Consider the following 10464-nt stretch of genomic DNA (forward strand, 5'->3'; position numbering starts at 1 on the left):
AGCGTCACTCGTGTCTCACCCGGCCGCGGCCATCCGCCGCGCCGGGAACCGAGCCCGCCCGCCACCCCCGCGGGCGGGGAAGGAGTACGCACGATGGCGCGAATTCCCCTGGTCATAACGCTGGCGGCGGGCACGGCGGCGGCATCCGCGCTGGTCGCCGTGACCGGCCCGGCCGCCGCGAAACCGCCCACCCCCTCGGCCGACGCGGTCGCGGTGGCCGACGCGGTGGTGGCGGCCCGCCCGGCGGCCCTGCGGGCGAGCAGGCACGACACGTTCCAGCGGCGCCAGGTCTACAAGTCGCACGGGCTGACGTACGCATCCTACGACCGCACCTACAAGGGCCTCCCGGTCAAGGGCGGCGACTTCGTGGTGGTCACCGACGACGCCGGGCAGACCCGGTACACGTCAGTCGCGCAGAGCAGCCCGCTGGGCGAACTGTCGACGGCGCCCGGCGTTTCTGAGAGCGCGGCCGTCGCCACCTCGAAAGCCCAGCTCAAGACGGTCAGTGGCATCGAGGGCACGCGGCTCGTGGTGGTCGCGGCCGAGGGCAAGACCCCTACATTGGCGTACGAAACGACGGTGAACGGCACGAGTGCGGCCGGGATCAGCCGGCTGACCGTCGACGTCGACGCGACCACCGGCGCCGTGCTCGCCACCGAGGAGCACGTCACCGAGGCCACCGGCACGGGCACCGGCTGGATCAACGGCTCGGTGTCGCTCAACACCACCCAGTCGGGCTCGACGTACTCGCTCAAGGACCCGACGGTCACGAACCTGAGCTGCCAGGACGCGTCGACCCGGGTGACGTTCAGCGGCTCCGACAACGTGTGGGGCAACGGCAACGGCACCAGCAAGGAGACGGGCTGCGTGGACGCGCTGTACGTGGCGCAGAAGCAGCACGCGATGCTGTCGTCGTGGCTGGGCCGCAACGGCGCCAACGGCAGCGGCGGGGCGTGGCCGATCCGGGTCGGGCTCAATCAGCAGAACGCGTACTACGACGGCACCCAGGTGCAGATCGGCAAGAACACCAGCGGACGGTGGATCTCGTCGCTCGACGTGGTGGGTCACGAACTGGGCCACGGCATCGACGACCGGACGCCGGGCGGCATCTCGAAGGGCGGCACCCAGGAGTTCGTGGCCGACACGATCGGCGCGGCCACCGAGGCGTACGCGGCGAACGCCAACGACCCGTTCGACTACCAGGTCGGCGAGGAAGTGAACCTGGTCGGCAGCGGCCCGATCCGTTACATGTACAACCCGTCGCTGGCCGGGGACGCCAACTGCTACTCCAGCAGCACCCCCGGCTCCGAGGTGCACTCGGCGGCCGGCCCCGGCAACCACTGGTTCTACCTGCTGGCCCAGGGCAGCGGCGGCAACGGCCAGCCCGCCAGCTCCACCTGCAACGGCACCACCGTCACCGGCCTCGGCATCCAGTCCGCCATCAAGATCATGTACAACGCGATGCTGCTGAAGACCTCGAGCTCCTCGTACGGGAAATACCGGGTCTGGACGCTGCAGGCGGCCAAGAACCTGAACCCGGGCAGCTGCACGCAGTTCAACGCGGTCAAGGCCGCCTGGAACGCGGTCAGCCTGCCGGCCCAGTCCGGCGAGCCCACCTGCTAGCCCGCAGTTGCTGAAGGGGGACCGAGCCGCGCTCGGTCCCCTTTCTCAACGGGCCGTTCCGGTCACCAGCAGGTGGCAGCTGGCGGCGGCCAGATCGCGCTCGGCGCTGTAGAGACGAGCCAGCTGCAGGGCGGCGTCGAAGACCACATCGGCCGACGGGCCATGGACGGCCGCCTCGGCCGCGGACCAGGCCGGGCCCTCGACGCCGTGCAGCACCACGTCGGCCAGACCGGCCTCCTCGCACTCGGAGAGCAGCTCGGGCACCCGATGGAAGTAAGCATGGGTGAAACCGACGCTCACGATGTTCTCGCCCTCGGTGATCAACCGCCAGGACTCCTCGAGCATGTGAGCGTCGAACCGGGCCGTCGCCGCGAAGTCGACCGGCCCGGCGAACCGCGAGATCGCCGCCACGGCCACCGGCCCGCCCGGCCGCGTCACCCGGATCGCCTCACGGATCGCGCGAACCCGATCGGCCCTGTCCTGCAGGTGATAGACCGGCCCGAGCAACAGCGTCGCGTCCCACGATCCGTCGAGCTCGGGCAGATCGCGGGCGTCACCGACGGCCGCCTCGATCGGAGGCGTGCCCGCCTGCGCCTGAGCGACATGCGCCGGTACGAGATCGATCAGCCGGACCCGATGGCCGTCGGCCATCAGCTCGCGGGCGTACGCACCCGGTCCCCCACCGACATCGAGCACCCGGGCCGGCGCGGCGGGCAGCAGATCGCGCAGCAGCTCCAGGGTCCGAATGCGCTCGAGCCGCGCCTGCGGCCGCCGATCCAGCCGCGTCGCCTCGGAATACCGCTCTTCATAAAAGCTGACGATCTCCGCCGTCGACTCACTCATCCCGGCATCCTCCAAGCCGGAACCGGCTACCGCCAACGGATTACGGCGAGCAGCCGCACTACAGGCCAAGCGCCAGAGACCCGGCAACCACGAGTGCGCCTTGTCACACGACAATCCTAGGCGAACAGCAACCAGTCCCTTGACTAGTGGTCACGGCGCGATCCAGACTGTCAACCGTCAATGGCGAGCACGGACGGAGGACGTAGTGACCGAAAGCGAATCCGCTGATACAAGATCGTCGCCGCCCCGCGATTTCGACGGGTTGTTCAAGTCTCTGATGGAGGCTCATCCCCGAGACGCGTTGCATCTGCTGGGCGGCGCGCGGCTCGACGGCAGCTCGACTATCAGTCGGTCAGCGTTCCCCACGACCTGGACCCCGGCCTGCTGCTGGCCGGTCCGCTGGCACCGCTGGCGTTGTGGTCGAAGAAACCGCCGTCTGATGTCGCGGCGCGGGTCGCCGATCGGAACGCGGCAACGAGTGAGCACGAGGAACAGCAGGTCCAGATCGAGCTGAGTATGCTCGTGCCAGATTGCCGACTTCGATGAAAAGGCAGCGACCTCCTCGGCTCGCTGCGTCAACACCCACCGACGGTTCCCCCATCACCTTGATCCAGTTCGCGCTGGTGGCGGGTCGCCCGTTGCTGCCTTCAGCAGGGTGATGGAGACGGCCCGTCGAGTGCGTCTCGGGTTTCTGGTACTGCGGGGAGAGGCATGAACAACATCCTGAAGCGGACCGAAGCAGGCCGCGTAATTGCCCGCGAGAACTGGGCTAAAGGTTTCGGCGAAGGCATTGGTGACACCGTTACTCAGATAGTCAGTCATGCCGTGGAGACGGCTCTGAACGAGGGCCTGAAGCTGGGCCGGAGAGACGGACTCCGGGTGCTCCTGCGGGAGAGGTACGGCGACCTCGACGACCTGGACGACCTGGCCCGACGTCTGGCCGACCAGAACTACAAGGACAACATGGTTCGCATCATCGCCAGCCCGACCCTGGAGGAGCTGCGCGGTGGTCCAGAGGTACAGCAGGCTGTACCTCGAAGTGGGTAGCTAGCCGGATCGATCTTGATCGTTGTTGTCAATAGCGTTTTGGGCATGACGACGACGAAGAATCTCCGCACACTGACGATCGGGCTCACCGCTACTGCCGTTCTTGCGGCGGGGGTGGGGGTCGCCAACGCCGGCCTTCCCGAGACGGGTACGGCGGCGGTTCAGCAGGCCGGGTGGGGCGGCGTCACCCGGGAGCTGGTGAAGATCGACTTCGGGAAGGGCTGGGTCACCGAGGCCGAGCTCACCTATCCGGCCGGGTCGACCGGGCGGCTGCCGTTGGTCATTTTCTTGCATGGCAGTGGGCACAACGATATGAACCAGACGCTTCCTGAGGGCAATGGGTCGACTTTTGTGCCGCTGGCTCAGGCCGCTTCGCGGGAAGGGTTCGCCACGCTGCGGTTCAACAAGCGGGGCGTCACCGGCATCGGGCCGATCGAGAGCACCGACCCGGCCCAGCTCAACCCCAAGAACCCGTACCGGCAGATCCAGCTCGATGCCGCCTCCGTGGTCCGGTTCGCGGCCAAGTCGAGCAAGGTGGACCCGTCGAAGATTTTCCTGCTGGGGCACAGTGAGGGCACCAACGTGGCCGCCAACCTGGCCGCCGAGCCGCGCAAGTTCGGGATTCCGAAGCCGGCCGGTGTCGTCGAGATGGGTGTGGTCGGGCTGCCGATCAAGGAGCTGCTGACCCTGCAGATCTTCGGGCGCCTGCTGCTGCAGATGCACGACGAGTTCGACGTGAACGCGGACGGCCGGCTGACCGCGGCCGAGGCCTCCCACGGCCTCATCGGTAAGCCCAAGGAGGTCGCCGAGCAGTACCGTTCCGTCCTGCTCGACGGCAAGAAGGTGCTGCCCAGCACGGACCGGAACCGGGACGGGCAGATCGCCATCGACGCCGAGGCGGGTCCGGTGCTGCGGAAGATCACCGGGATCGACAAGTACCCGAACGTGCCCGGCCTGGACCAGCCGGTGATCGACTACGCCACCGACATCGCCCGCTTCCCGACCGTTTCGCAGGCGCTGCCGAAGTTCGACGGGCCGACGCTGATGCTCAACGGCGAGAACGACCTGCAGACGCCGGCCCGGGCCGCGCTGGTGGCCGACGCCGCCGTGGCCGCGTCCGGCAACAAGGACCACAAGATCATCATCTACCCGGGCATGGCCCACACCATGAACATCACCCCGAAGTTCGACCCGGTCTTCGGGGAGCCCGACAAGCAGGTCATCGCCGACATCCAAGGCTGGCTGAAGGCCCGCCGCTGACGGAAAGCCCCGGCCCGACAGAGGGCCGGGGCTTTTCGCTGTCTCCGGCTTAAATAAGTGGGTAAGAGTCCCGGAGTACGCACTTATATTGGCTGGATCGAGCGGAAATGATGACTACCGAGCTGCGGTCGCCGCACCACCGGCTGCTGGCCGAGATCGCCGCCCACGACGAGATCACCCGGGCCGGCCTGGCCGGGCACCGGCGAGGGTGACCGGCCGAGGTGCTCGCGAGCTGGCCCATATCCAGATCGACGACGACGGGCCGCTGTGCCCGTGCGGCGGGCGGGGCTGCCTCGTCCACGCGGGCTCGGCCCTGGTGAGCAGCGTCCAATCGGCGTACGAGGAAACCCTGACCTACGAACGGATCCTGGCCTTGGCCGCCGCGGGCGATCCGGGGCCGGCCCGGCTGCTGGGCGACTTCGGGCGCCGGGTCGGCCGTCCGCTGGCCGACATCTGCACGATGCTCAACCCCGAAGCGGTCATCGTGGGCGGCGCCGGTGGGCCGCACATCCTCGACGGCATCCGCGAGGCGATCAACCGGCATGCGGCACCACCGGCGGCGGCCGCGGTCACGGTCGTGCCGAGTGCGACCGGGGACCACGCGGACCTGCTCGGCGCCGTCGCGCTGGCTCGCCGATGACGGCCCCGCTGGCGCTGATCTTCCTGGCGCTCGGCCTCTCGGTGGCGCTGGTCTTCCCGTTCCAGACACTCTTCCTGACCGACGCCGTGCAGGCTTCGCCGTTGCAGGTGACGCTGTTCCTGCTGGCCGCGCCGCTGTCGTCGGTGCTCGTGTCGTGGTGGGTCGGCAACTTCTCGGACCGGCGGCCGGTGCGCCGTCACCTCATCATCGGCACCGCGCTGGCCGGGGCGGTCGCGGCCCTCGGCACGGCCTTCGCGCGCGACTTCTGGGTCGTGCTCGGCCTCACCGTCACCGCGACCGCGCTCGCCGGCGCGGCCCTCCCCCAGCTCTTCGCGTACGCCCGGGTCAGTTTCCAAGATGCCGGGCGGGCGGCCATGGCCATGAGCGGCCTGCGCACGCTGTTCTCGCTGTCCTGGGTGGCCGGCCCGTTCCTGGCCGCGCTGCTGCTCGAGGCCGGAACCTTCACCCTGGTGTACGGGGTGGCGGCCGGAACCTACGGGCTGGCCGCGCTGATCGCGTGGCGGCTGCTGACCAACCAGCAGGCGGCCGCGGCCCCGGTCGAGACGGCCGAGCCGGTACCCGACGACAACGCCCCGCGCCGGGTCATCGTGCTCAGCGTGGCCGCCTTCGCCCTGCTGCAGTGCGTCACCGCGCTCACCGTGCAGGCACTGCCGCTGTTCCTGGACGACGAGCTGGGCCGCTCGGTGAGCGACGCCGGCCTGCTGCTCGGCGTGTGCGCCGCGCTCGAGATCCCGCTGATGCTGGCCTTCGGCTTCCTGTCCACCCGCTTCTCGCTGCGCCGGCTGATGCTGGCCGGGCCGGTCTTCACGCTGGCGTACGCCCTGGTCGTGGCCTTCTCGTCCGAGCTCTGGGTGCTGATCGCGGCCCAGCTGGTCAACGCGGCCGGCATCGCGGTGGTGCAGGGCCTGGGCGTCAGCTACATGCAGGAGCTGCTGCCCAGGCAACCCGGACGCGCGTCGACGCTGTTCACCAACGCCTTCCCGGCGGGCGCGATGCTCGCCGGGCCCGTGCTGGGCCTGTCGCAGCAGGTCGGCTATCGGACGGCCTACCTGACCAGCGCCGGGCTGGCCGTCCTGGCGCTGGTCCTGCTGCTGGCGGCCCGGTCCTCCTATTCCGGCCAGACGTCGGCGGTCCTGGGCCCGCTGCGGCGGCCGTCCTTGTAGACGACAGTCACGGACACCGTCCGGGCCTGGGCCGGGTCGAGGCCCTCGAGGTAGTGGGCGCTGGTCCACCCGTCCTCGACCAGGACGGTCGGGCCGTCCGGCGCGAACTTCAGCTCGTAGTGCTGGATCTCGTCGACGTCACCGGCCGGGTACGCCCAGTAGACCGCCACGCTCGGGCCGGACCAGAACGCGATCAGGTATTGGACCGGCTCGGGCGCACCCGCTTCCTCGATCGTCCACGGGAACGTGAGCGACGCGGAGGTGCCGTCGGAGTCCGTCGCCGTGAGGGTCACGTCGAAGGTGCCCGCCTTCGTGGGCCGGCCGTAGATCTCCCAGCCGCCGTTCAGGTCGGCCAGCGTCAGGCCGTCGGGCAGGCCGGTGGCGGTCCAGGACTCGATCCAGTCGGGATCGGTCGCGTACGGCCGCAGTGACACGGACTGGCCGAGCGGGGTCCGCTGCGGCCCGGGATCCCCGATCGTCGGCTTGCCGTGCACCTTCCACGAGAAGACGGTGTAGGCCCGCCACCCGTCCGGGTCGGTCACCGTGATCGACACGACCGACCAACGGTCCTCGACCGGCGTGCCCGTGATGAGACCGTCCTCGCTGATGGACAGGCCCGTGGGCAGGCCCTCGGCGGTGAAGACCAGCTTCTGGTCCTGGGGGTCGGTCGCCTCGACCTGCAGGCGTACGGGCTCGCCGACCTGGCTGACCTGGTCGTCGAGCTCCACGACGACCGGGAACGGGGACGGCGGCGGGTCCACCGGCGGCGGGGTCGTCGGCGTCGCCTCGACGAGGACCGCGGACCAGGCGGCGGCCACGGCCGCGTACTCGGCGCTGTTCTCGCCGTGCAGGTCGGCCGCGCTGCGCAGGGTCGCGGCCCGGGCTTCGGAGAAATCGGTCGTGGACACCATGTAGCGGGTCAGCGCGTGGTACCAGATCGCCCCGGCCTTGTCCCGGCCGATGCCCGTCACCGGCGCGGCGCCGGCGCAGGGAGCGGACTCGGCGCTGCCCTCGGCCAGCATGTAGAAGAACTTGTTGGGCACGCCCGACAGGTAGTGGACGCCCCGGTCGTAGCCGTCCCAGCAGCTGACCGACACGCCGTCGCGGGCCGGGTCGGCCATGTAGCGCAGCGGCCACCCTTCGCCACCGAAGTCGGACTCCTCGCCGATCAGATAGTCGGGCGGGTCGGCCGGGTTGTTCGCCGCGAACTCGACCAAGGTGCCGAAGATGTCGCTGGTCGACTCGTTGAGCCCGCCCGACTGCCCCGAGTAGTGGAGATCCGCGGTGGCGCTCGTGACCCCGTGCGCCCACTCGTGGGCGACGACGTCCTGCGAGGTCAGCGCTTTGCTGTAGATATCGCCGGCCCCGAACCGCATGCAGAAGCATTCGTCGCTCCACATGGCGTTGCCGTTGGCGTAGCGGTCGTGGACGATGGCCAGCGTGCCCCGGCCGTCGTCGGCGACGCCGTTGCGGCCGAACGTGTTCTTGAAGTAGTCCCAGGTCTGCTGGACGCCGTGGTGCACATCGACGGCCAGCGTGGCCGGGTCGGCCGGCGTGCCGTCACCCCAGGCGTTGTCGGCGTCGGTGAAGGCCGCCGTCTGATCGCGCGTGGGGCGGGTCAGGTTCTGGCCGTCGCGGGTCTCGGAGTTGCCCCGGGCCGGATCGACCAGCTCGAACTGCCCGTCGTCGCGCTTCGTGGTGCTCAGCGCCACCTGACCGGCAAGCTGGCCGTGCCCGGTGCCCTCGGCGGAATGTACGGTGTCGATCTTCCGCCGCAGGGCGCCGGTGGCCGCGTCGACGATGTAGTTGTGGTCGTTGGCCAGGATGCTCCAGGCCAGCACCGGCCGGCCCTCGACGGCGTCGACGACGAGGGTGGCGGTCCGCTTCCCGGCCGGGATCCTGGCGACGGTGGCCGCCTCGGCCGCGGTGACGGCGGGCTTGGTCGCCACCTTGATGGCCTGCTTCTGGGCCACGGTGGTGTCGCGCAGGCGGCCGTCGGGGCGCGAGTGCACGACGAAGTCGCCGCCCAGCACCGGCAAACCCTTGTACGTACGGTCGATGCGCACATGCCGGGTGCCGTCGGCATCCACCACCACACTGCGCGGCGTGTAGGTCTCGTCCGGCCCGCCCCGCACCACGGCCCGGTCGCGCTGGACCAGCGTCTTGGCGTCGGCCGCGACCCGCTGCCGGGACGGCGGCTCGGTCGGCGGCGGGGCCGCCACGGCCGGTTGGTTGGTCATCACCACGGCCAGCACCGCGATAGTGCTCGTCACGCCGGTGAGCAGGCGTCGTCCAGCCACTGTTGCCCCGTTCCCCCGTGTATCAGTCGGAGCAACATAGCTGAATATTTCGATATCCATCGTCCCATCGACGGGCGGGTGTGGCCCGGCTCACTACCGCCGGTTCAGCGATGGGTCGGGTGCTCGTGGTCGGCGTGGCCGGCCGGCTCGAGCTGGAACGTGGAGTGCTCGACGTCGAAGTGGCCGGCCAGGCACGTCTGCAGGTGGTCGAGCAGTTGCGGGGCATGGCCGTCGAGGAAGCACGAGTCGTCGACCACCACGTGCGCGCTGAGCACGGGCAGGCCCGAGGTGACGGTGAGCACGTGCAGGTCGTGCACGTCGAGCACGTGGTCGACATTGGTGATGTGCTCGCGGATCTGGTCGAGGTCGACGTGCTCGGGCGCGGTCTCGAGCAGGATGCTGACCGCCTCCCGCAGCAGCTTCACCGCCCGCGGGACGATGATGAGCCCGATCAGCACCGAGACGATCGGGTCGGCCCGGGTGAACCCGGTCAGGGCGATCACAGCGGCCGCCAGCAGCACGCCGACCGAGGTCGCGGTGTCCGTGGCGACCTCGAGGAACGCGCCCTTCATGTTCAGGCTGGCCGAGCGGGCCCGGTAGAGCAGGGCCACCCCGACCAGGTTGCCGACCAGGCCGATCACGCCGAACAGGGCCATGCCGCCGGGCTCGACGTCGGCCGGGTCCACCAGCCGGCGCACACCCTCGACGAACACGTAGACGCCGATGCCGCTGAGGATCAGGCCGTTGAGCGCGGCGGCCAGGATCTCGGCCCGGGCCCAGCCGAACGTCCGGCGGCCCGAGGCCGGACGGGCCGCGAGCAGGGTGGCCCCCAGGGCGAGCGCGACGCCGCCCGCGTCGGCCAGCACGTGCCCGGCGTCGGCCAGCAGGGCCAGGCTGCCGGTGAGGATCGCGCCGACGACCTCGACGGCGAAGATGACCACCGAGATGCCGAGCACGGCGGCCAGGATCCCCCGGTGGCGGCCGGTCGCCGTGACGCCGTGGTCGTGCCCGTGTCCGTGGCCCATCAGGCAACCATCCCACTCCGAAGCATGTTCACATGCGTACTCTACTATATGTTTTCCGCGGTCTAGGCTCGCGGGGTGAGAGTTCCGCGTGTGCGCACCGAGACCGGCCGGCTCGTGACCCTGGAGTTCGGGCCGGACGAGGTGGCCGTGCACGACGTGCGCCCGGCCCGGCAGCAGTCGGCCAAGGCGGGCGCGGCCGGGCTCCTGCTCGCGTTCAGCCTCGCGCTGGTGGCCACCACGGCGACCGGCCGCGGCCCGTCCTGGCTCGAGCCGGCGCTCTGGATCACTACCGGCGTCGTCCTGGCGGGCGCGCTGGCCGGCCTGGTCTGGTGGCTGGTCACGATCGCCCAGGACCGCGGCGCGGGCCCGGCCTCGACGATCGCTCCCACCTCGGTGCTGAGCGCGCGCAGCGAGGCCGACAACGGCGAGGTCACGGTCACCCTGGAGCGCGCGGACGGCCCCGACCGGACGTTCACCGCCGTCGGCCACAGCGGCGCCCTGCTGGCGAATCAGTTCGCCCAGCTGCTCACACCTTGAGACTC

General features: G+C 70.2%; 9 protein-coding genes. 6 read left to right on the top strand and 3 right to left on the bottom strand.

From position 1 onward, the window contains the following. Positions 1-93: 93 nt before the first annotated feature. Positions 94-1623, top strand: a complete 1530-nt coding sequence (locus tag M1L60_RS31845; protein WP_253241249.1) for a M4 family metallopeptidase — start codon at positions 94-96, stop codon at positions 1621-1623. Positions 1624-1668: 45 nt separating this feature from the next. Here M1L60_RS31845 and M1L60_RS31850 read toward each other — a convergent pair whose 3' ends face one another. Continuing rightward, positions 1669-2466 (bottom strand): class I SAM-dependent methyltransferase, encoded by a 798-nt coding sequence (locus tag M1L60_RS31850; RefSeq protein WP_253241250.1) that lies wholly within the window; start codon positions 2464-2466, stop codon positions 1669-1671. A gap of 711 nt (positions 2467-3177) precedes the next feature. On the opposite strand from M1L60_RS31850, the gene M1L60_RS31855 reads away from it, so the two are divergent. From M1L60_RS31855 to M1L60_RS31870, 4 genes are all read left to right on the top strand, one after another. Further along, positions 3178-3513: a hypothetical protein gene (locus M1L60_RS31855; RefSeq protein ID WP_253241251.1), complete on the top strand. Its 336-nt coding sequence runs from the start codon at positions 3178-3180 to the stop codon at positions 3511-3513. Positions 3514-3558: 45 nt separating this feature from the next. After that, positions 3559-4773, top strand: a complete 1215-nt coding sequence (locus M1L60_RS31860; RefSeq protein ID WP_253241252.1) for an alpha/beta hydrolase — start codon at positions 3559-3561, stop codon at positions 4771-4773. A 208-nt stretch (positions 4774-4981) separates the two neighbouring features. Continuing rightward, positions 4982-5413: an ROK family protein gene (locus tag M1L60_RS31865; protein ID WP_253241253.1), complete on the top strand. Its 432-nt coding sequence runs from the start codon at positions 4982-4984 to the stop codon at positions 5411-5413. Further along, positions 5410-6597, top strand: coding sequence for a sugar efflux transporter (locus M1L60_RS31870; protein ID WP_253241254.1), 1188 nt, complete (start codon positions 5410-5412; stop codon positions 6595-6597). Before M1L60_RS31865 ends, M1L60_RS31870 begins: the two co-directional genes overlap by 4 nt. On the opposite strand, the gene M1L60_RS31875 is transcribed toward M1L60_RS31870, so the two are convergent. Beyond that, the gene (locus M1L60_RS31875; RefSeq protein ID WP_253241255.1) at positions 6543-8897 is read right to left on the bottom strand and encodes a M4 family metallopeptidase; all 2355 of its coding nucleotides are present in this window, start codon (positions 8895-8897) and stop codon (positions 6543-6545) included. The genes M1L60_RS31870 and M1L60_RS31875 overlap by 55 nt on opposite strands. A 104-nt stretch (positions 8898-9001) precedes the next feature. Next, entirely contained in the window at positions 9002-9922 is a 921-nt protein-coding gene (locus tag M1L60_RS31880) for a cation diffusion facilitator family transporter (protein WP_253241256.1), read from the bottom strand. 75 nt (positions 9923-9997) lie between these two features. Between M1L60_RS31880 and M1L60_RS31885 the strand changes: the two genes are divergently transcribed. After that, on the top strand, positions 9998-10459 hold the full coding sequence (locus M1L60_RS31885) for a hypothetical protein (protein ID WP_253241257.1): 462 nt from the start codon (positions 9998-10000) through the stop codon (positions 10457-10459). Positions 10460-10464 lie beyond the last annotated feature (5 nt).

It is taken from the genome of Paractinoplanes aksuensis, assembly GCF_024137025.1.
GTDB classification, from domain to species: domain Bacteria; phylum Actinomycetota; class Actinomycetes; order Mycobacteriales; family Micromonosporaceae; genus Actinoplanes; species Actinoplanes aksuensis.

What these genes read in the sequence shown, in the direction of transcription:
- M1L60_RS31850 (WP_253241250.1), bottom strand. Translation starts at nt 2,466, where the DNA reads ATGAGTGAGTCGACGGCGGAGATCGTCAGCTTTTATGAAGAGCGGTAT.
- M1L60_RS31860 (WP_253241252.1), top strand. Translation starts at nt 3,559, where the DNA reads ATGACGACGACGAAGAATCTCCGCACACTGACGATCGGGCTCACCGCT.
- M1L60_RS31855 (WP_253241251.1), top strand. Translation starts at nt 3,178, where the DNA reads ATGAACAACATCCTGAAGCGGACCGAAGCAGGCCGCGTAATTGCCCGC.
- M1L60_RS31870 (WP_253241254.1), top strand. Translation starts at nt 5,410, where the DNA reads ATGACGGCCCCGCTGGCGCTGATCTTCCTGGCGCTCGGCCTCTCGGTG.
- M1L60_RS31880 (WP_253241256.1), bottom strand. Translation starts at nt 9,922, where the DNA reads ATGGGCCACGGACACGGGCACGACCACGGCGTCACGGCGACCGGCCGC.
- M1L60_RS31845 (WP_253241249.1), top strand. Translation starts at nt 94, where the DNA reads ATGGCGCGAATTCCCCTGGTCATAACGCTGGCGGCGGGCACGGCGGCG.